This is a genomic window from Pseudomonas sp. REST10 (genome assembly GCF_029542605.1).
Classification (GTDB): Bacteria; Pseudomonadota; Gammaproteobacteria; order Pseudomonadales; family Pseudomonadaceae; genus Aquipseudomonas; species Aquipseudomonas khazarica.
Genome location: NZ_CP035677.1, coordinates 635,867 through 655,288, shown reverse-complemented (window position 1 = coordinate 655,288; position 19,422 = coordinate 635,867). Strand labels below are relative to the sequence as shown.

The following is a 19,422-nucleotide window of genomic DNA, read 5'->3' as shown; positions in this document are numbered from 1 at the left end:
CCTTAGCGCGTCAGTAGGCGGCCTGGTAGATGGCCAGGGCCTGCTGTTCGTTCATCTCACGTGGATTGTTCACCAGCAGGCGCTGCTGCAGCATGGCGTCCGCCGCCAGCGTCGGCAACATGGCCTCGCTGACAGCAGCGTCGCGCAGGCGCGTCGGCAGGCCACTGCGCTCGCTGAAGGCGGCCAGGGCCTCGATCAGTTGCCCGGTCTGCGCAGCGGCAGAGCCAGGTCGCAATCGATCGCCAAGCACCAGCGGCGCCAGCTCGGCATACAGCGGTGCGGCAACCGGCGCATTGAATGCCAGCACCTGCGGCAGCACCAGGGCATTGGACAGGCCATGGGGAATATGGAAGTGCCCGCCCAGCGGATAGGCCAGCGCATGCACCGCCGCCACCGGCGCATTGGCGAATGCCTGACCGGCCAGGCAGGCGCCGAGCAGCATGGCCTGACGGGCCTGGCGGTTGCCGCCATTACCCACCACCTCGTCGAGATTGCCGGCCAGCAGACGCAGCGCCTCACGCGCCAGGAGATCGGAGATGGGGTTCTTCTTCAGCGCGCTGGTGTAGGCCTCGATGGCGTGCACCATGGCGTCGATGCCGGTCGCGGCGGTCACCGTCGGCGGCAGCCCCAGGGTCAGGTCGGCGTCGAGCAGTGCCAGATCGGGCAGCAGCAGCGGTGAGACTACGCCCATCTTGGTCGTCTCGCCGGTGGTGACGATGGCGATGGGGGTGACCTCGGAGCCGGTACCGGCGGTGGTCGGTATCTGGATCAGCGGCAGGCGCCGACCACGCGCGTTGCCCACGCCGTAGATCTGCGCCAGCGCCTGTTCGCAGTCGGGATGCCCGAGCAGCGCCACCAGCTTGGCCACGTCCATCGAGCTGCCGCCGCCAAAGCCGATCACCAGCTCCGCCTGCTGCTCACGGGCCTGGGCCACGGCGGCCAGCACCACCGCCTCGGGCGGGTCGGCCAGCACCTGATCGAATACCCGTACGTCCATCCCGGCACGGGCGAAGCCCGGCAACAGCGGGTCGAGCAGACCGAGCCGGGTGATGCCCGGATCGGTGACGATCAGCACGCGGCGAGCGCCGCGCTCATGGCAGAGTTCGGCCAGCCTCAGGCTGGCGCCGGATTCGCAGAGAATCTGCGCGGTGGTGGTGAAGCTGAAAGGGTGCATGCAGTGCTCCTCTTGTTGTATTCGTAGCCTCAGGTGTCACTGACAGTGCAGGTGCCGGCTTGCCAGCCCCTGCACCGTCGCTCGGTCAGAAGGCGAAGCTCTCCTCGGCCATGGCCATCAGGCAGTCCGCACCACCCAGCAGCGCCTCGCGGTGGGCGCTGGCGCGCGGCAGCACACGGCGCAGGTAGAACTGCGCGCTGTGCAGTTTGGCCTGGTAGAAGTCCGCCTCGGCACTGCCAGCGTCCAGCGCCTGCTGGGCTCGCCCCGCAGCCTGCAACCAGAAGCCGGCCAGCAGTACGTAGGCCGAGTACTGGAGAAAGTCCACCGAGGTGGCGCCAATCTCCTGCGGGTCGCGCTGGCAAGCCGCGAGCACCGTCGCGCTCAGCTCCCGCCACTCGCCAATTCGGCCCTGCACGACCCTGGCCATCTCCGCCAGGCGCGGATGCTCGGCCTGGGCATCGCACAGCTCGCTGAACTCGGCCTGCAGCGCAGACAGTTCGCTGCCGCCATCACCCAGTACCTTGCGGCGGATGTAGTCCAGCGCCTGGATGCCATTGGTGCCTTCGTAGAGCTGGGTGATACGGCTGTCGCGCATCAGTTGCTCCATGCCCCACTCACGGATGAAGCCGTGGCCGCCGTAGACCTGCACCGCATGGCTGGCCACCTCCTGGCCCATGTCGGTGAAGAACGCCTTGACCACGGGGATCAGCAGCGCCGCACGCTTGCCAGCCGCCTTGCGGCTCTCGCCGTCCTCGGCGGCGTGTTCCAGGTCCAGCTGGCGCGCGGTATAGGCGGCGAGCATGCGGCAGCCTTCGAGCAGGCTTTTCTGGGTCAGCAGCATGCGCCGCACATCAGGGTGATTGATGATCGGATCGGCCGGCTTGTCCGGCGCCTGCACGCCTGTCAGCCCCCGCGACTGCAAACGCTCGCGGGCATAGCGCAACGCGCCCTGGAAGGCCGCCTCGCCGATCCCCAGGCCCTGCAGACCGACCTGGAAGCGCGCGTCGTTCATCATGGTGAACATGCACGCCAGGCCCTGGTTGGCCTCGCCGACCAGCCAGCCCGTCGCACCGTCGAAGTTCATCACGCAGGTGGAGGCGCCCTTGATCCCCATCTTGTGCTCGATGGCGCCGCAGCTCAGGGCATTGCGCTCGCCCGGCGTGCCGTCGGCCGCGGCGATGAACTTCGGCACCAGCAACAGGCTGATGCCCTTCACCCCGGCCGGCGCATCCGGCAGGCGCGCCAGCACCAGGTGAACGATGTTCTCCGACAGGTCCTGCTCGCCGCCACTGATGAAGATCTTGTTGCCGCTCACCCGGTAGCTGCCATCGGCCTGCGGTTCGGCACGGGTGCGCAGCAGCGCCAGGTCGGTGCCGGCCTGCGGCTCGGTCAGGCACATGGTGCCGGCCCACTGACCGCTGACCAGTTTGTCCAGGTAGCCCTGCTTGAGCGCTTCGCTGCCATGCCGGTGCAGCGCCAGCACCGCCCCTTCGGTGAGCCCGGAGTACACGCGGAAGGACAGTGACGCGCCCATCAGCATCTCGTGAAAGGCAAACGCCACCAGTTGCGGGAAACCCTGGCCGCCATGTTCCAGCGGCCCGGTCATGCTCGCCCAGCCGTTGTCCACGTACTGCCGGTAGGCCTCGCGAAAGCCCCGGGGCGTCGTCACGCAGCCATCCTCGAGCCGGCAGCCCTCTTCATCGCTGTTGCGATTGAGCGGGGCGACCTCGCCCGCGGCGAAGGCGGCAGCCTCCTCGAGAACCCCGTCGATCAGCTCGCGATCCAGGCCGTTGCCCAGGCGTTCGCAGTGGCCGGCGGCATCGAACAGTTCGTGCAGCACGAAGCGCATGTCGCGCAGAGGTGCCTGGTAGCTCATGCCTTACCCTCCTGAACATCGGCAAAGGTCTTGTGCTCCTGCATCAGGCGCTCGATCAGCGCCGCAGGCTGCCAGTGCGCGCCGAAGCGTTCGGCCAGCAGCAACAGGCGCTCGCGGATGGCGGCCAGGCCCTGAGCATCGGCCCAGCTCATCGGCCCGCCACGCTCGGCGGGGAAGCCATAGCCGTTGAGATAGACCCGATCGATATCCGCGCTGCTGGCGGCGATGTTCTCCTCGAGGATCTTCGCCCCCTCGTTGACCAGCGCCAGCAGGCAACGCTCGACGATCTCCTCGGTACCGACATCGCGACGGACGAACCCGAGGCGCTCCGATTGCATCTGCACCAGGCCGTCGACGGCCGGATCATGTTCCGCCTGACGGCTGCCCGGCGCGTACAGGTAGTAGCCCTTGCCGCTCTTCTGGCCGAAGCGTCCCAGTTCGCACAGGCGGTTATCCACCTGCACGGCCGGGTCGTCCTGGCCCTGCCCGGACAACTCGCGGGCCCGCCACTCCAGGTCGATACCGACCACGTCGTACATGCGGAAGGGCCCCATGGCGAAACCGAAACCCTGCAATGCCGCGTCCACCTGGTGCGGCCAGGCGCCTTCGAGCAGCAGCATGCGCGCCTCGCGCACGTAGGTGTGCAGCATGCGATTGCCGATGAAGCCGTGGCAGTTGCCGGCGACCACCGCCACCTTGCCCATGCGCGTGCCCAGCGCCACGGCGGCCTGCAGCACGGCCGGCACGGTGCTGGTGCCGCGTACGATTTCCAGCAGCTTCATGATGTGCGCCGGGCTGAAGAAGTGCAGCCCGAGCACCGCTTCGGGGCGCGAGGTGACCGCTGCGATGGCGTCGATGTCCAGCGCCGAGGTGTTGCTGGCGAGCAACGCCCCGGGCTTCATCACCGCGTCCAGCTCACGGAAGATCTGCTGCTTGAGCTCGAGATTCTCGTACACCGCCTCGATCACCAGGTCGGCATCGGCCAGCGCCGGATAGCCATCCACCGCCTCGACGAGGGCACGCCGCGCGGCCGCCTCGGGCGCATCGATACGACCCTTGGCGACGTTGTGCGCCCAGGTCTCCTCGGCCATCTGCAGACCGGCTTCGAGCATCTGCCGGTTGTTGTCCAGCCAGAGCACGCGCAGGCCGGCATTGGCCAGGCTGATGACGATACCGCGGCCCATCGTGCCGGCGCCGATCACGGCGGCACAGCGAAGCGGCGAGACGGTGTTGTTCATTGTTGTTCCTCTCGAAAGCGCCCAAAAGCTTGGGTCACGATAAGCAAGCCGCTACTATTTTTGAAATTTAGTCTTGTGATACGACGTATTCAGCAGATGAATTTCAGCAACTTCGACCTCAACCTGCTGCGCGTGCTCGACGCCCTGCTGCGCGAGCAGAACGTCTCGCGCGCCGCCGAACGCCTGGCGCTGAGCCAACCGGCCGTGAGCAATGCCCTGAACCGCCTGCGCGAGCTGCTCGACGACCCGCTGCTGGTGCGCGTGGGCAGGCGCATGCAACCCACGCCACGGGCGCTGGCCCTGGAGGCGCCGATCCGCAGCGCCCTGCGCCAGCTGGAGCAGAGCCTGAGTGCCGGCGAGTCCTTCGTTCCCGGCGAGAGCCGCCAGCGCTTTCGCATCGCCGTCACCGACTACGTCGAGCTGGTGTGCATGCCTCGCCTGCTCGACCGCCTCAGCCGTCACGCACCGGGTGTCGGCATCGACATTCGCCACCTCAGCCCAAGCCTGCCGATGGAAGCGCTGGACAAGGGCGAGCTGGACCTGGTGCTGGGACGCTTCGACGAGTTGCCCGCACGCTTCGCCCGTCGCCACTGGATGAGCGAGACGCTCAAACTGGCGGCGCGCAACGACCATCCGCTGTTGCAGGAGGCGCCGGATCTCAGTGTGTTCCTGCGCCTGCGCCACCTCTGGGTACACGGTGGACAGACCCGTGGCATGGTCGATCAGTGGCTCGGCGAACAGGGTCTGTCGCGGCAGATTCTCTACACCACGCCGAACTACCTGCAGGCCGCGCACATCGTCGCCGGCAGCGAGCTGACCGCCGTGCTGCCCACCGCCCTGGCCCGGCATTTCGCCAGCCTGCTGCCGCTGCGGCTGTTCGACCTGCCCTTCACCCTCGGCCCCTTCCACCTGGAGGTGGTCAGCCTGGCCCAGCGCCAGCGTGACGCCGCGTTGCAATGGCTGATCGAGGAGATCATCGCGGTGGCCGGTTGATCAGCATGCCGCGCTATTGCCGCTCACCCGCCCGTGCATCGGCGCGGCCACCCAGGTACCAGCCGAGCAGGCCCCACAACGCGGCGCAGAACGCGCCGACCACGGCGACCAGCCAGGTACCCTGGCCGAGCATGTCCAGGCCGGCCTTGGCCCAGCCACTGAGGGCGTCGCCGCCGCGATAGACCACCGTGTCGATGAAGTTCTTCACCTTGTACTTGCTCTCGGCATCCAGCGGCGCGAACAGCATCTCGCGCCCCGGACGCACGAAGGCGTACTCGCCGATGCGCCGCACGATCATCAGCCCCGCCAGCATGGCGAAGGTCGGCGCCAGCGCCAGGCCGATGAAACCGAGGCTGACCAGAGCCGGCACCAGCGCCAGCAACACCCGCACCCCGAGCCGCTGCGCCAGCCGCCCGGTGATGAACAGCTGTGCGCTCAGCGCACCGGCCTGCACCACGAAATCGATCACCCCGAATACCCGGACCTGCTCGGCACGGTCCGGGAACAGCGCAGCCACCAGACGTGCCTGTTCGAAGTAGAGAAAGGTGCTCACCGAGGTCAGCAGCAGAATGAAGGCGCCGATGCCCAGCAGGTAGCGCGAGCGCAGCAGGCGGGTCAGGCCACTGAACGGATTGCCCGCCACCGGCCGGCGCGGGCTTTCACTGGCCTGCGCCCCGGGTCGGCCGGCGCCCCGTCCTTCGCGCCAGCCCATCAGATAGCGCTTGAGCGAGATGGCCACGCCCAGCAGCACGGCGGCCATCAGCATCAGGCCCGACTCACCCACGTAGCCCACCAGCAGCGTGCTCAGCAGCGGACCGCAGAGCCCGCCGACACTGGCGCCGGCGGCGATGAAGGCGAACAGGCGGCGGGCCTGGGCCGCATCGAACACATCGGCCATCAGGCTCCAGGCCACCGACACGACGAACAGGTTGTAGACCGATATCCACACGTAGAACACCCGCGCCAGCCAGACGCTGTCGTGATCGAGGCGAAACAGCAGGACGAAGGCGAGCAGGTTGAGGCAGAAGAAGCCGTACACCCAGTCGATGAACTGAATGCGCGGGACCTTCGAGTTGAGCCAGGCGAACAGCGGCACGGCCAGCAACATGACGACGAAGGTGGCGCTGAACAGCCACTGCAGGTTGCTCACCCCACCCGTAATACCCATCGCCTCGCGGATCGGCCGCAGCATGAAATAGCCGGCGAACAGGCAGAAGAACAGGGCGAAACCGGCGAGCACCGCCGGCAGTTCTCCGCTTTCGGCATTGACCGCCCGTGCCAGGCGCCGTGTGAGCGCCTGCATCTCAGGCGAACAGCTCGACGATGCGCTGGCGCTGGGCCGCGTCGGGCAGCTTGCCCTGCCCGGCCAGCAGGTTGTCGGCCATGTAGCGCGGCGTGGAGGTGGCCGGAATGACCGCCGTCACGGCGGGCTGGGCGAGGATGAACTTGAGCATCAACTGCGCCCAGGAGGTCGCGCCCAGCTCCACGGCCACCCAGTCGGGCAGGCTCCTGCCGCGCACCCGGTCGAACAGTGCGGCGCGCTGGAAGGGGCGGTTGATCAGCACCGCGATGCCCTTGTCGGCACAGAACGGCAACAGCTCGCGCTCGGCGTTGCGCTCGCCGATGGAGTAGTTGAACTGGACGAAGTCCACCGGCTTCTGGCGCAGCACCTGCAGCAGGCGCTCATGGGCGGAATCCAGGTAATGGGTGACGCCGATGTAGCGCACCCGACCCTGCGCCTTCAGTTCGCGCAGCAGGTCGAGCTGGGTGCGGGTGTCCTGCAGGTTGTGCACCTGCATCAGGTCGATGGTGTCGGTGCGCAACGCGGCGAAGCTGGCCTCGACCTGGCGCTCCCCGGCCGCACGCCCGGTGGACGATACCTTGCTGGCCAGGAACAGCCGCTTGCGCATGTCGTCCTCCGCCGCCAGCGCACCGCAGACCGCCTCCGCCCGCCCGTAGCTGGGCGCGGTGTCCACCAGGCTGGCACCGCCATTGGCCAGCGTGCGCAGCACCTCGCGCAACGGCTCCAGCGCTGCGTCCGTCATGGCGACATCGTGCGTGCGCGACGTGCCCAGCCCCACCACCGGCAGCCGCTCACCGGTGCTGGGTATGGGCCTGCTCATCAGGCCGCTGGAGGCGAAGGCGGATGATGGCAACCAGGGCATCAGGGCGGCGAGCGCCGCCAGGCTGGCGCTACCGTGCAGGAATCGACGACGGCTGGGCATGGCGTGGAACCTCTAACGGTGACCGATGGGTTATAGGCACAGACCACGCCCGGACCAAGGCGTTACAGCGATCGACGCATCATCAGCAAAGAGGGGCAGGATGGGCGCAGCCCAGATGAACCGGGGTGCAGGCGTGAAGCGAGGGGGTTGGCGGCGCAATATCCGGTAACCAAAAACGCCGCTGCGCCAAGGCGGGATGGGGGGCGCAGCGGTCGGGAAACCTGCTCAGGCAGCGCGCGAGGCGGATTCGCTGATCAGCATGCCGTGGGAGACCAGATAACAGCGTCGTCCGTTCTGCAACGTCAAGGGTGTACGGCTGGAGATCACCCAGCCGCTGCTGAGCAGGTGCTCGATATGGGCACGCAGTGCAGGTAAATGGCGCTGTTCCTTCATGGCCGACCTCTCGTTGAATGGGTGATCTCACACCCGCTGACTCATCCGTGACGCATATCGCAAAATGGTAGTAGCCCTGTGCCAGGGCTGTCAGCGGCGCGATCGTGCATTTTTTTGTAGGACATTCGCTATACCCCCGCGCCATCAGGGCTGTGCCAGTTCCGCCTGCCCCTCATCCGGCTCCGCCGAGAAGACCAGGTAGTCGTCCTCCAGCCTGCCGTAGCGCAGCTGCAGCAGATCCAGCAGGTAGTTCTGGTGCAACTTCCAGGGCACCCGGTCGCCCTGCGCCGGCAGCAGGTGCGCAGCGCGCTCGATGTAGCCGGACTGCAGGTCGAGAAACGGCTGTGGACGCACCTGGCCGTCGCCGTCGCGTGGCGTCACCTGGCGCATACCGGTGGCGTCCATGTGCCGTATCAAGCGGCAGAAGTATTCGCTGGACAGGTCGGCCTTGAGCGTCCAGCTGGCGTTGGTATAGCCCATCACCACCGCCAGATTGGGCAGATCGCGCAACATGATGCCGCGATAGCCCATGCTCTTCGGCGCCTCGAACGGCACGCCATCGACGCTCACGGCAATGCCGCCGAACAACTGCAACTGCAGGCCGGTGGCGCTGACGACCACCTCGGCCTCGAGCTCCTCGCCATTGCTCAGGCGCACGCCGTGCGCGGTGAAACGTTCGATCTCGGCCGTCACCACCTGCGCCTTGCCCTGCCGCAGCACGCGGAACAGATCACCGTCCGGCACCGCGCACACGCGCTGGTCCCAGGGTTTGTAGCTCGGGCTGAAGTGCTGCGGATCGACCGTCCCCAGCTGCCGCCGCACCAGTCCCACCAGCATCCGGCGCACCAGCCCCGGGAACCGCTTGGCCAGTTTGTAGAAGATCAGCTGCAAGGTCACGTTGCGCCCGCGCGCCAGGCGGTAGACCCAGGTTTCCGGCAGTACCCGGCGCAGCGCGTTGGACAGCGCATCGCGTTGCGGCAGGTTGATCACGTAGCTGGGCGAGCGCTGCAGCATGGTGACCTGCGCGCCCGCCTCGGCCAGCGCCGGCACCAGCGTCACGGCGGTCGCACCGCTGCCGATCACCAGCACCCGCTTGCCGCTGCAGTCGAAGCCCTGCGGCCAGGACTGCGGATGGATGAAGGTGCCCCGGTAGGCCTCGCGCCCGGCGAACACCGGGGTGTAACCGGCCTCGTAGCGGTAGTAGCCGGTGCACATCATCAGGAAGCGGCAGCTCATGCGCAGCGGCTCGTCCTCGTCACCCCGCTGCACCCGCAGTTGCCAGGTGGCGCTGGCACTGCACCAGTTCGCCTCGAGCACCCGGTGCTGATAGCGGATCAGCCGATCGACGCCCTGCTCACGGGCGGTGTCCTCGATGTAGCGGCGAATCGACGGCCCGTCGGCGATGGCCTGCGGATCGCTCCAGGGCCTGAAGTTGTAGCCCAGCGTGTACATGTCCGAGTCGGAACGGATGCCCGGATAGCGGAACAGGTCCCAGGTCCCGCCCATGGCCTGTCGCCCCTCGAGAATGGCGAAACGCTTGTCGGCGCACAGGCGCTTGAGATGGCAGGCGGCGCCGATACCGGACAGGCCGGCACCGATGATCAGGACATCCAGATGTTCCACGGACATGGCACTCACTCGCGAGAGAAGGACGGTCGACACAGACTCACCTTAGTTGATCGCCCTGTCATCCGACCTTCGATTGGTCCGTCACGGCGCGCGCGTGCCTCGACTGGCCGGCGAGGCCTCTGCGGCGCTAAGCTGTCGCCATGACCACGCCCTACCTGACCCCGCTTCAGACCAGCAGCAAGGATGCCGCCAACGGCCTGCGGATTGGCGGCGACTGGACGCTGGCCCACTACGCCCGGCTAGAACCCCAGGTGCTGGCCCTGCGCGAGCGCCTCCAAGGCGAGGAGCCGGTCGATCTCAGCACCTTGGCCGCACTGGATACCGCGGGCGCCGCGCTGCTGGTGGAGCTGTTCGGCAGCGCGCGCCTGCGCCAGCTCACGGAGCGGAGCGCGCTGAACAGCCAGCGCCGTGCGTTGCTGCTGGCGGTGGCCGATGCCATGGCCGACAGCCGGCAGGCGCAGACACCTGGCGAACCGTCGGTGCTGCGCGAAGTGCTCGGGCATATCGGCGAGGTCGTCGAGGGCATGTGGCACCAGGGGCGGGCGCTGCTCGGTTTCATGGGCCTGACCCTGAGCGGCATGCTCGCCATCCTGATACGCCCACGGCGCTGGCGCCTGACGTCGCTGGCCGCGCACCTGGAGCAGTGCGGGCTCAACGCCGTGCCCATCGTCGCCCTGCTGACCTTCCTGGTCGGCGCCGTAGTGGCCTTCCTCGGCGCCACCATCCTCGCGGACTTCGGCGCCAGCATCTACACGGTGAACCTGGTCGCCTTCTCCTTCCTGCGCGAGTTCGGCGTGCTGCTCACCGCCATTCTCATGGCCGGGCGCACCGCCAGCGCCTTCACCGCGCAGATCGGCTCGATGAAAGCCAACGAGGAGATCGACGCCATCCGCACCCTGGGCCTGAGCCCCGTCGAGCTGCTGGTGCTGCCTCGGGTGTTCGCCATGCTCATCGCCCTGCCGATCCTGACGTTCATCGCCATGCTCAGCGGCATGCTCGGCGGCGCCCTGGTCTGCGCGGTGGCGCTGGACATTCCGTCGGCGATGTACCTGTCGATCCTGCAGGACAGCGACCTGCTGCGGCATTTCCTGGTCGGCCTGCTCAAGGCGCCGATCTTCGCCTTCCTGATCGCCCTGATCGGCTGCCTGGAAGGCTTCAAGGTCAGCGGCAGCGCCCAGTCGGTGGGCGAACACACCACCTCGGCGGTGGTGCAGTCGATCTTCGTGGTCATCCTGCTCGACGCGCTGGCTGCCCTGTTCCTGATGGAGATGGGCTGGTGACGCGCGAGGCCATCATCGAGGTGCGCGACCTGAGCAACCGCTTCGGCAGCCAGGTGGTGCACGAGCATCTGGATTTCGATCTCTATCGCGGCGAGATTCTCGGCGTGGTCGGCGGCTCCGGTACCGGCAAGTCGGTGCTGTTGCGCAGCATCGTCGGCCTGCGCCGCCCCAACGCAGGCACCGTGCGGGTATTCGGCGAAGAGCTGCTGAGCCTGCCGGCCGAGAAGCGCTCGCAGCTGGAGCGCCGTTTCGGCGTGCTCTACCAGCGCGGCGCGCTGTTCTCCTCGCTGACCGTCAGCGAGAACATCGCCCTGCCGCTGATCGAGCATGCCGGCCTGTCGCGCGCCGCTGCCGAACGCCTGGCACGGGTCAAGATCGCCCTGGCCGGCCTGCCACAGGACGCCGCCGACAAGTACCCCAGCTCGCTGTCCGGCGGCATGGTCAAGCGCGCCGCACTCGCCCGCGCGCTGGCGCTGGACCCGGACATCCTGTTTCTCGATGAACCCACTGCCGGCCTCGACCCGATCGGTGCGGCGGCCTTCGACCAGTTGATCCGTACCCTCAGCGACAGCCTGGGGCTGAGCGTGTTTCTGGTGACCCACGACCTCGACACGCTCTACAGCATCTGCGACCGGGTCGCGGTGCTGGCGCAGAAGAAGGTGCTGGTGGCCGACCGCCTGGAGGTGGTGGCCGCCACCGACGACAGCTGGATTCAGGCATATTTTCACGGCCCGCGTGGACGCGCAGCCGCACAGGCCGCGACCGCGGCAGGGAGTCAATGAATGGAACCCAGAGCCCATCACGTGCTGATCGGCCTGTTCACCGTGCTCACGGTGGGTGCCGCGCTGCTGTTCGGCCTGTGGCTGAACAGCAGCAGCTCCGATCGCGCCTTCACCGACTACGAGGTGATCTTCAACGAGGCGGTGACCGGGCTGTCCCAGGGCAGCGCCGTGCAGTACAGCGGCATCAAGGTCGGCGACGTGGTCAGCCTCGGCCTCGACCCGAACGATCCACGCACCGTACGGGCGCGCATCCGCATCGTCGGCAACACCCCGATCAAGCAGGACACCCGCGCCCGCCTGGCGATCACCGGCATCACCGGCCTGGCGGTGATCCAGCTGCATGGTGGCAGCCCGGAAAGTCCAGCGCTGGAAGGCGAGCACGGCCAACCGGGGATCATCATCGCCGATCGCTCGCCGCTGTCACGCCTGATGGCCAACGGCGAGGACCTGCTGGTCAACATCACCCGCCTGCTCAACCGGGCCAACCGCATGCTGTCGCGGGAGAATGCCGAACGGGTGTCGCGCACCCTGGACAACCTGGAGCGCACCACCGCCGGGCTGGCCGATCAGCGCGACGATCTCGGCGCCGCCATGCAGCAGGTCGGCGCCGCCACCCGCGAAGCTGCCGCACTGATGCGTACGGCCAACCGCCTGCTCGACGGCCAGGGCACGCAGGTGATGGAGAACGCCGAACGCCTGATGGCCTCGCTGGAACGCAGCAGCCGCAACATCGAGGAGCTGCTGGCGAACAACCGCAGCGCCCTGGACAACGGCATGCAGGGGCTCAGCGAGCTTGGCCCGGCAATCGCCGAGCTGCACGAAACCCTCAGTGCCCTGCGCGGCTTCTCCCGCCGCCTGGAGCAGGACCCCACCGGCTACCTGCTGCGCAACGACAGCATCAAGGAGTTCCAACCATGAAGCATCTGCTGCCGCTGCTGATGGCCGGCCTGCTCGGCGCCTGTTCGATCCTGCCGCAGAGCGAACCGCTGGATATCTACCTGCTGCCCGGTAGCACGCTGCCGGCGCAGCAGCAGCGCGTCGACTGGTCATTGCGGGTGAGCAGCCCTAGCAGCGGCCAGTTGCTCGACGGCACGCGCATCGTCGTGCTGCCCGAGCCCGGGCGAGTCAACACCTACCAGGGCGCGCGCTGGAGCGAGCGCACGCCGCAGTTGCTGCGCGGCCGGCTGCTGGATGCCTTTCACGATGACGGCCGGATACAGGCGCTGAGCAACGATGAACAGCGCCTGCAGGCCGACCTGGAACTGGTCAGCGACCTGCGCAGCTTTCACAGCCAGTATCAGGACGGCCGCCCGGTGGCGCTGATCCAGCTCGATGCGCGCCTGGTCAACCCGCGCGATCAGCGCATCCTCGCCAGCCGCCGTTTCAGCGCCAGTCAGCCGGCGACCGACACCTCGATAACGGCGGTGGTGGCCGCATTCGGCCAGGCCGGCGATCGTCTGTCTCGCGAGCTGGTGGACTGGACCCTGAGCGAAGGACAGCGCAAGCGCTGATCGACACCGGGTAGGGCACGGCCACTGTTTTATGTGGCCCAGGCGCCCTGCAGCCAGTCACGCACCTGGGCGTAGGGATAGTCCTCCAGCGCGGCGAAACCGGCCAGCTGGCGCGCCTTGAGCCTGGTGAACAGCGGCGTGCTGATGCCACAGAGAAAGCGCGTCAGGCATTCCCGACTCGGCACCTGCCCGGCGTGCTGCACGTGCTTCTCGACGAACGCCGCGCACAGCGCCTGGGCATCACGCCCCTGCAGCGACGGCAGCTCCGGCGGAGCTGGCAGGACGGCGACGCGCCCCAGGCACACCGAGCAATGCCCACAGCGCTCGGGGGCCTGCTCGTCGCCGAAATACAGCGCCAGGCGTCGGCTCAGGCACTCACGGCTCTCGAACAGTCCCAGCATGGCCTGGATACGCGTGATCTCGCTGGCTTCGTGGGCAACGAAATGCGCATGCAGCTCAGCCGTCAGCGCTTCCAGGTCGAAGGCGCCATCGAGCACCGCGTAGACCTCTGTCATCTGCTTGCTTTCCAGTTCCAGCCAGCCCTTCTCCTGGAAGTAGTCCAGCGCCTTGACCACCCGCGCGCGCTCGGCGCCGTGCTCGCGGTAGAGCAGGTCGAAGTCCAGGGTGTTCCAGGTCCGCGCGCGACGCGAGCTGGAGAGAAGCGCTTCGACGAACTGCCGCCGCTCGCCCTCGAACTGCGCCAGCAACGCCTGGTCATCGAGCAGCAACTTGAAGCGATATTCGGCGAAGTAGGCATAGCGTGGCGCGATCACGCCACGCAGTTCGAGCTGCACCAGCAGGGTCTTCAGTGGCAATGCGCGGATGTTGCTCAGGTCCGCCAGCTGCCCGAGCATCAGCTCCCACTGCCCGCCCGTACCGACCGCACGCAGATCCTCGAGCACCGCGCGAATGCCGCCGGGCTCCGGCGTATCGCCGTAGACGAAGTTCTCCAGCACGCTCAAGCCATCGCGACTGGCCAGCACCAGGCAGTCGGAAGGTTGGCCATCGCGCCCGGCGCGGCCGATTTCCTGGCTGTAGTTTTCCACCGATTTGGGCAGGTCGAAGTGCACCACGTTGCGGATGTCACGCTTGTCGATGCCCATGCCGAAGGCAATGGTGGCGACGATGCACGCCAGCTCACCGGCCATGAAGCGCCGCTGGATCGCCTCACGCGCCTCATGGCCCATGCCGGCGTGGTAGGCGCTGACCGCCAGCCCCTGTCCCTGCAGGTGCTCGGCGACCTGCTCAGCGGTTTTCTGCTGGGTGACGTAGACGATGCTCGCCTGCTCCCGGCGCGGCGCCAGCCACTGCTGCAGGCGTTGCAGCCTGGCGCCGCCGGGCTGTGGCTCGACCAGCAGGTTGAGGTTGGCGCGGTAGAAACCGGTGGTGACCACATCGGCCTCGGCGATGGCGAACTTGTCGCGCATGTCGGCGATCACCCTGGGCGTGGCCGTGGCGGTCAGCAGCAGCACCTGGGCGATGCCGAACTGGCGCTGATAGTCCGGCAGCTTGAGGTAGTCCGGGCGGAAGTTGTGCCCCCATTCGGAGATGCAGTGCGCCTCGTCGACCACCAGCAGGGAAATCGGCACCTGGCCGATGAAATGGCGGAAGCGCTCGTTCTTCAGGCGCTCCACCGAGATCATCAGGATCTTCAGCTCGCCACTGCGCGCACGGTTCATCACCTGCTGGGTCCGCTCGCGGTCCTGCGCCGAATCGATGCTGGCGGCGGCGATACCGTGGGCATGAAGGAAGGCCAACTGATCCTGCATCAGCGCCAGCAGCGGCGAAATGACCAGGGTCAGGTGCGGCAGGTGCAGCGCCGGCAACTGATAGCACAGCGACTTGCCCGAACCGGTGGGAAAGATCGCCGCCGCCGAACGCCCCGCCAGCACGGCGCTGATCACCGCCTCCTGACCGGGGCGCAGATGATCGAAGCCGAAGACGCGTTTGAGGGTGGACATGCGCGATCACTCCTTTGAAATGCTTCAGGCGGCAGGCTGAACGTCCCGTCGGTTACGGCGGGTTGCACCCGCCCCAGGGCGAAATGGCGATACGAGTCGTGCGCCTTGCGGCTACGAACCTCGTAGGGCGGGTGAAACCCGCCACATTGGCTACAAGCCTACTGCATTGACTGCGAGCCTGCGGACAACTGCCTTTGCTCTTGCCTGCAGCCCAAAAAAAGAAACCGCCCGAAGGCGGTTTCTTTTGCTTGCACAGCGCTTACAGCTGCGGGCCGGCGCTCTTGATGGCGTCGCTGACATCGAACTTGGTGAAGTTGTCGATGAACAGCTTGGCCAGGCCCTTGGCGGCTTCGTCGTAGGCGTTCTTGTCTGCCCAGGTGTTGCGCGGGTTGAGCAGGTTGGTCTCGACGCCAGGTACCGACTTCGGCACGTCCAGGTTGATGATCGGCAGGTGCTCGGTTTCGGCACCGATCAGCGCACCGCTCTGGATCGCGGAGATCACGCCACGGGTGGTGGGGATGTTGAAACGCTTGCCGACGCCGTAGCCACCACCGGTCCAGCCGGTGTTGACCAGGTAGACCTTGGAGCCGAAAGCGTTGATGCGCTTGATCAGCAGCTCGGCGTAGACGCCGGCCGGACGCGGGAAGAAGGGTGCGCCGAAGCAGGTGGAGAAGGTCGACTTGATGCCGCCGCCCGAACCCATTTCGGTGGAACCGACCAGCGCGGTGTAACCGGACAGGAAGTGGTAGGCAGCCTGTTCGTTGTTGAGGATCGACACCGGCGGCAGTACGCCGGTCAGGTCGCAGGTCAGGAAGATCACGGCATTCGGCTCGCCGCCCAGGTTCTTCTCGCTGCGCTTCTCGACGTACTCTAGCGGGTAGGCCGCACGGCTGTTCTGGGTCAGGCTGTCATCGGCGTAATCCGGCGTGCGCTGCTCGTCGAGCACGACGTTTTCCAGCACGGTGCCGAACTGGATGGCTTTCCAGATCACCGGCTCGTTCTTCTCGGACAGGTCGATGCACTTGGCGTAGCAGCCGCCTTCGACGTTGAAGACCACACCCTCGCCCCAGCCGTGCTCGTCGTCACCGATCAGGTAACGCGACTCGTCGGCGGACAGGGTGGTCTTGCCGGTGCCGGACAGACCGAAGAACAGGGTCACGTCGCCCTCTTCGCCGATGTTGGCGGCGCAGTGCATCGGCAGCACGTCTTTTTCCGGCAGCAGGAAGTTCTGCACGGAGAACATGGCCTTCTTCATTTCACCGGCGTAGCGCATGCCGGCGATCAGTACCTTCTTGGCGGCGAAGTTGATGATCACGCAACCGTCGGAGTTGGTGCCATCACGCTCGGGCGAGCACTCGAAGTTGGCGACGTTGAGGATCTGCCACTGGTCCCGACCGGCCGGGTTGTAGGCCTCGGGATTGATGAACAGCTGACGGCCGAACAGGTTCTGCCAGGCAGTCGCGGTGGTCATCTTCACCGGCAGGTAGTGAGCTTCGGCAGAGCCGACGTGCACGTGGGAGACGAAATGCTCCTGTGCATTGTTGAACGCCTCGACGCGATCCCACAGGGCATCGAACTTGTCGGCCGGGAACGGACGGTTGATGTTGCCCCAGGCGATCTGCGCCTCGGTGCTCGGCTCCTGCACGATGAAACGGTCAGCCGGCGAGCGGCCGGTGCGATGGCCGGTGCGTACCACCAGGGCGCCATTGGCGGCCAGTTCCCCTTCACCACGGCGAATGGCTTCTTCGACCAGTTGCGCGGCGCTGATGTCGGTGTACACGGCGTTGTTGGCTTGCGTCATGAGGGTCCCCGTCGGCCGCTGGGCCGAGTCTTCCGAACGTTGTGTAGTCCAGGGGCAACTGGACTACACGGTAAAAAAGTCGCGGGAGTATGCCAGAAAAGCGAACTTCTTGGCATCCTCCGATCCGATAGAGAACTTCTATAAGGTGGAAAAGTTCATCAATGACGGGTCTGCGACGGCGCCTCGCTACCGGCCCCTGCGAACAGCTGGGCGATGTCCGCGGCGTCGAACAGGTAGCGCTCGTTGCAGAACTGACAGTCGATCTCGACCTGGCCGCCCTGCTCGGCCAGCAGCAGCTCGGCATCGGCCTGACCCAGGCTGATCAGGGCGCTGGCCGAGCGCTCACGCGAGCAGCTGCAACGGAACTGCAGCAGTTGCTCATCGAACAGGCGCACGTTCTCTTCATGGTAGAGGCGATGCAGCAGCGTCGGGTTGTCCAGGCCCAGCAGCTCTTCGGCGGTCAGGGTATCGGCCAGGGTCAGCACATGGTTCCAGCTTTCCTCGCGCTCCTGCGGCTCGGTCTGGTGATGCGCGGGCAACTGCTGCAGCAGCAGGCCACGGGCACGCTGGCCGTCGGCCTTGAGCCAGAAGCGCGTCGGCAGCTGTTCGGAGCTGGCGAAGTAGTTGCTCAGGCACTCGGCCAGGTCGACGCCGTCGAGGTCGACGATACCCTGGTAACGCTGGCCCTTGGCCGGGTCGATGGTGATCGCCAGCATGCCGTTGGGCATCAGGCTGTGCAGGTCGGCATCCGCGCCGATCTGCTCGGCGTCGTAGCGGGCGATGCCACGCAGCTCGCGCGCGCTGGAGCACTCCACCATGAGCAGCGACAGCGGCCCTTCCGAGCGCGCCTGCAGCACCAGCAGGCCATCGAACTTGAGCGTGCCGACCAGCAGCGCGGCGGCAGCCATCATCTCGCCCAGCAGTTGCGCCACGGGCTGCGGGTAGGCGTGCTTGGCCAGCACGTGAGCGTAGCTCTCGCGCAGCGCGACCATCTCACCACGCACGTCGGTGTCGTCGAACAGGAAACGTTGGCTGAAGTCGTTCATAGCGGCGGGCTCAGGGTCTGCAAAAAAGGCTGGCGATTTTATGCACAAATGCCCGCACAACCAAGGGCCAGGCGCCGAGCGTCACCTGCGCGGAAGCCGGGGCCTGCTCTGAACCTGACCTGAACCGAGTACGGAGTCACATTGCATCCTGGCCATAAGGGTCTACCATGCGCGCGCTCGGGTAGAGCTGTCATATTTCTGCAAAGGGACTTCTCATGTCGACCGTCTTTCTCAATACGCAGTGGCGCGTGAAGCCCCTGCTGGCCTGCCATGTCGTCAGCCTGCTGCTGCTCGCCAGCTGGTTGTGGCAGCCCACGCGCCAGCTGTGGGACGCCTTCGATCTGCAGCTGTTCCACCTGCTCAACGACCCGGTGCATGCCGCCGGCCTGTGGGCGCACATCTGGGCCATCGGCAGCATGCGCCCGGTCGACGCCGGTGTCGGCGTGGTGATGCTGGCGGTGATGCTCAAGGCCGGCCTGGTGTTCGAAGGCCCGCAGGTGCGCCGCGCGCTCTACGCCTTCCTGGCAATGCTGATCGTGATGCTGCTGGTCCGCGTGCTGTTTTCCGACCTCGTCGACTACATGGGCTGGCAACGCCAGAGCGCCTCGCTGGCCGTCGAAGGCAGTGCGCGCCTGACCGAGATGTTCCCGGCCTGGGAAGAACGCTGGGACCTGAAGGACAGCGCCAGCCGCAGCTTCCCTGGCGATCACGCCTCGGTGCTGATGATCTGGGCCTTCTTCCTCAGTTTCTTCGCCCGTGGCTGGCGCCTGGCGCTGGTCTGGGCCATTGCCGTGATCGGCATGCTGCCGCGCCTGGTGGCCGGTGCGCACTGGGGCTCGGATGCCTTCGTCGGCGGCGTGCTGCTGAGCCTGACCGGCCTGGCCTGGGGCTGCTTCACCCCGCTGGGCTACCGCGCCAGCGAGTGGCTGGAGAGGATCACCCTGCCGCTCACCTCGCGTCTGGCCAGGCTGCCGCTGCTCGGGCGCATCAGCGTGGTCAGCGGACACTGACCGCGCCGCGCGCTATTCCTCGTCCGCCCAGGGGTGGCGCAAGCCGCCACCCTGCTGCTCGTTGAACTGCTGAATCTGCCGCCGCTGCTTCTTGCTCGGCCGGCCGTCGGTCTGCACGCCGATGGCCCCGGCCTTGCGCATCGCCGCAGCCTGCTCGCGGCGCGCGATGCTCTCGTCCGTCTCGCGATACAGCAACTGCGCCTCGGGCGCCCCCCGGCGCACCGTGGACAGCGCCAGCACCTGCACGGTGCGCTCGTCGAAGCCGGTGCGCAGCACGTACTCGTCACCGATCTTCGGCTCCTTGCCCGGCTTGCAGCGTTCCCCCCGGTGATGCACCTTGCCACCTTCTATGGCGGCCTTGGCCAGCGCCCGGGTCTTGTAGAAGCGTGCCGCCCACAGCCACTTGTCCAGGCGGACCTTGTCGTCGTCTTTCTCGCTCATCTCACTCTCTGAAGGGATTTCGCATTCGCCAAGCGCGGCAGATGCAGTTGTCACACCACACA

17 protein-coding genes are annotated in these 19,422 nt (G+C 66.9%); 6 read left to right on the top strand and 11 right to left on the bottom strand.

What is annotated here, in order from left to right:
* Window positions 1-10: 10 nt before the first annotated feature.
* From EWH21_RS03120 to EWH21_RS03110, 3 genes are all read right to left on the bottom strand, one after another.
* Window positions 11-1,174, bottom strand: coding sequence for an iron-containing alcohol dehydrogenase (locus EWH21_RS03120; protein WP_277699763.1), 1,164 nt, complete (start codon window positions 1,172-1,174; stop codon window positions 11-13).
* Window positions 1,175-1,259: 85 nt separating this feature from the next.
* Window positions 1,260-3,050: an acyl-CoA dehydrogenase C-terminal domain-containing protein gene (locus EWH21_RS03115; protein WP_277699762.1), complete on the bottom strand. Its 1,791-nt coding sequence runs from the start codon at window positions 3,048-3,050 to the stop codon at window positions 1,260-1,262.
* Complete coding sequence (locus tag EWH21_RS03110) at window positions 3,047-4,288, bottom strand: 3-hydroxyacyl-CoA dehydrogenase (protein WP_277699761.1); 1,242 nt, start codon at window positions 4,286-4,288, stop codon at window positions 3,047-3,049. The genes EWH21_RS03115 and EWH21_RS03110 overlap by 4 nt, the downstream gene beginning before the upstream one ends.
* A gap of 96 nt (window positions 4,289-4,384) precedes the next feature.
* Between EWH21_RS03110 and EWH21_RS03105 the strand changes: the two genes are divergently transcribed.
* The gene (locus tag EWH21_RS03105) at window positions 4,385-5,281 is read left to right on the top strand and encodes a LysR family transcriptional regulator (protein ID WP_152487637.1); all 897 of its coding nucleotides are present in this window, start codon (window positions 4,385-4,387) and stop codon (window positions 5,279-5,281) included.
* 13 nt (window positions 5,282-5,294) lie between these two features.
* Here the strand turns inward: EWH21_RS03105 and EWH21_RS03100 are convergent, their stop codons facing one another.
* The 4 genes from EWH21_RS03100 to EWH21_RS03085 form a co-directional block, all read right to left on the bottom strand.
* Window positions 5,295-6,584 carry an MFS transporter gene (locus EWH21_RS03100; RefSeq protein ID WP_037050197.1) on the bottom strand — a complete coding sequence of 430 codons (1,290 nt, stop codon included), beginning with the start codon at window positions 6,582-6,584 and terminating at the stop codon, window positions 5,295-5,297.
* Window position 6,585: 1 nt separating this feature from the next.
* Entirely contained in the window at window positions 6,586-7,506 is a 921-nt protein-coding gene (locus EWH21_RS03095) for an aldo/keto reductase (RefSeq protein WP_277699760.1), read from the bottom strand.
* 225 nt (window positions 7,507-7,731) lie between these two features.
* Window positions 7,732-7,899, bottom strand: coding sequence for a hypothetical protein (locus EWH21_RS03090; RefSeq protein ID WP_167494397.1), 168 nt, complete (start codon window positions 7,897-7,899; stop codon window positions 7,732-7,734).
* A gap of 144 nt (window positions 7,900-8,043) precedes the next feature.
* Window positions 8,044-9,528, bottom strand: coding sequence for an NAD(P)/FAD-dependent oxidoreductase (locus tag EWH21_RS03085; protein ID WP_277699759.1), 1,485 nt, complete (start codon window positions 9,526-9,528; stop codon window positions 8,044-8,046).
* Window positions 9,529-9,668: 140 nt separating this feature from the next.
* Between EWH21_RS03085 and EWH21_RS03080 the strand changes: the two genes are divergently transcribed.
* The 4 genes from EWH21_RS03080 to EWH21_RS03065 are packed head-to-tail and all read left to right on the top strand — an operon-like array spanning window position 9,669 to window position 13,101.
* A complete protein-coding gene (locus tag EWH21_RS03080; RefSeq protein WP_134678159.1) occupies window positions 9,669-10,808 on the top strand; it encodes an ABC transporter permease in 1,140 nt (379 codons plus the stop codon).
* A complete protein-coding gene (locus EWH21_RS03075; RefSeq protein ID WP_037050207.1) occupies window positions 10,805-11,590 on the top strand; it encodes an ATP-binding cassette domain-containing protein in 786 nt (261 codons plus the stop codon). Before EWH21_RS03080 ends, EWH21_RS03075 begins: the two co-directional genes overlap by 4 nt.
* Window positions 11,591-12,508: an MlaD family protein gene (locus tag EWH21_RS03070; protein WP_037050208.1), complete on the top strand. Its 918-nt coding sequence runs from the start codon at window positions 11,591-11,593 to the stop codon at window positions 12,506-12,508.
* Entirely contained in the window at window positions 12,505-13,101 is a 597-nt protein-coding gene (locus EWH21_RS03065) for an ABC-type transport auxiliary lipoprotein family protein (RefSeq protein WP_037050211.1), read from the top strand. The genes EWH21_RS03070 and EWH21_RS03065 overlap by 4 nt, the downstream gene beginning before the upstream one ends.
* 29 nt (window positions 13,102-13,130) lie before the next feature.
* Here the strand turns inward: EWH21_RS03065 and EWH21_RS03060 are convergent, their stop codons facing one another.
* The 3 genes from EWH21_RS03060 to hslO all read right to left on the bottom strand — a co-directional run bounded on the left by EWH21_RS03060 (window position 13,131) and on the right by hslO (window position 17,909).
* The gene (locus EWH21_RS03060; RefSeq protein WP_277699758.1) at window positions 13,131-15,062 is read right to left on the bottom strand and encodes a RecQ family ATP-dependent DNA helicase; all 1,932 of its coding nucleotides are present in this window, start codon (window positions 15,060-15,062) and stop codon (window positions 13,131-13,133) included.
* Window positions 15,063-15,321: 259 nt separating this feature from the next.
* Window positions 15,322-16,863: a phosphoenolpyruvate carboxykinase gene (locus tag EWH21_RS03055; RefSeq protein ID WP_047584957.1), complete on the bottom strand. Its 1,542-nt coding sequence runs from the start codon at window positions 16,861-16,863 to the stop codon at window positions 15,322-15,324.
* Window positions 16,864-17,021: 158 nt separating this feature from the next.
* On the bottom strand, window positions 17,022-17,909 hold the full coding sequence (hslO, locus tag EWH21_RS03050) for an Hsp33 family molecular chaperone HslO (RefSeq protein ID WP_037050218.1): 888 nt from the start codon (window positions 17,907-17,909) through the stop codon (window positions 17,022-17,024).
* Window positions 17,910-18,124: 215 nt separating this feature from the next.
* On the opposite strand from hslO, the gene EWH21_RS03045 reads away from it, so the two are divergent.
* Window positions 18,125-18,919 (top strand): phosphatase PAP2 family protein, encoded by a 795-nt coding sequence (locus EWH21_RS03045; protein WP_152487631.1) that lies wholly within the window; start codon window positions 18,125-18,127, stop codon window positions 18,917-18,919.
* A 12-nt stretch (window positions 18,920-18,931) separates the two neighbouring features.
* On the opposite strand, the gene EWH21_RS03040 is transcribed toward EWH21_RS03045, so the two are convergent.
* Window positions 18,932-19,360, bottom strand: a complete 429-nt coding sequence (locus tag EWH21_RS03040; RefSeq protein WP_037050222.1) for a S4 domain-containing protein — start codon at window positions 19,358-19,360, stop codon at window positions 18,932-18,934.
* Window positions 19,361-19,422 lie beyond the last annotated feature (62 nt).

Coding starts and splice junctions, on each gene's coding strand:
- EWH21_RS03120 (WP_277699763.1), bottom strand. CDS start 1,174: ATGCACCCTTTCAGCTTCACCACCACCGCGCAGATTCTCTGCGAATCC.
- EWH21_RS03115 (WP_277699762.1), bottom strand. CDS start 3,050: ATGAGCTACCAGGCACCTCTGCGCGACATGCGCTTCGTGCTGCACGAA.
- EWH21_RS03110 (WP_277699761.1), bottom strand. CDS start 4,288: ATGAACAACACCGTCTCGCCGCTTCGCTGTGCCGCCGTGATCGGCGCC.
- EWH21_RS03105 (WP_152487637.1), top strand. CDS start 4,385: ATGAATTTCAGCAACTTCGACCTCAACCTGCTGCGCGTGCTCGACGCC.
- EWH21_RS03100 (WP_037050197.1), bottom strand. CDS start 6,584: ATGCAGGCGCTCACACGGCGCCTGGCACGGGCGGTCAATGCCGAAAGC.
- EWH21_RS03095 (WP_277699760.1), bottom strand. CDS start 7,506: ATGCCCAGCCGTCGTCGATTCCTGCACGGTAGCGCCAGCCTGGCGGCG.
- EWH21_RS03090 (WP_167494397.1), bottom strand. CDS start 7,899: ATGAAGGAACAGCGCCATTTACCTGCACTGCGTGCCCATATCGAGCAC.
- EWH21_RS03085 (WP_277699759.1), bottom strand. CDS start 9,528: ATGTCCGTGGAACATCTGGATGTCCTGATCATCGGTGCCGGCCTGTCC.
- EWH21_RS03080 (WP_134678159.1), top strand. CDS start 9,669: ATGACCACGCCCTACCTGACCCCGCTTCAGACCAGCAGCAAGGATGCC.
- EWH21_RS03070 (WP_037050208.1), top strand. CDS start 11,591: ATGGAACCCAGAGCCCATCACGTGCTGATCGGCCTGTTCACCGTGCTC.
- EWH21_RS03065 (WP_037050211.1), top strand. CDS start 12,505: ATGAAGCATCTGCTGCCGCTGCTGATGGCCGGCCTGCTCGGCGCCTGT.
- EWH21_RS03060 (WP_277699758.1), bottom strand. CDS start 15,062: ATGTCCACCCTCAAACGCGTCTTCGGCTTCGATCATCTGCGCCCCGGT.
- EWH21_RS03055 (WP_047584957.1), bottom strand. CDS start 16,863: ATGACGCAAGCCAACAACGCCGTGTACACCGACATCAGCGCCGCGCAA.
- hslO (WP_037050218.1), bottom strand. CDS start 17,909: ATGAACGACTTCAGCCAACGTTTCCTGTTCGACGACACCGACGTGCGT.
- EWH21_RS03045 (WP_152487631.1), top strand. CDS start 18,125: ATGTCGACCGTCTTTCTCAATACGCAGTGGCGCGTGAAGCCCCTGCTG.
- EWH21_RS03040 (WP_037050222.1), bottom strand. CDS start 19,360: ATGAGCGAGAAAGACGACGACAAGGTCCGCCTGGACAAGTGGCTGTGG.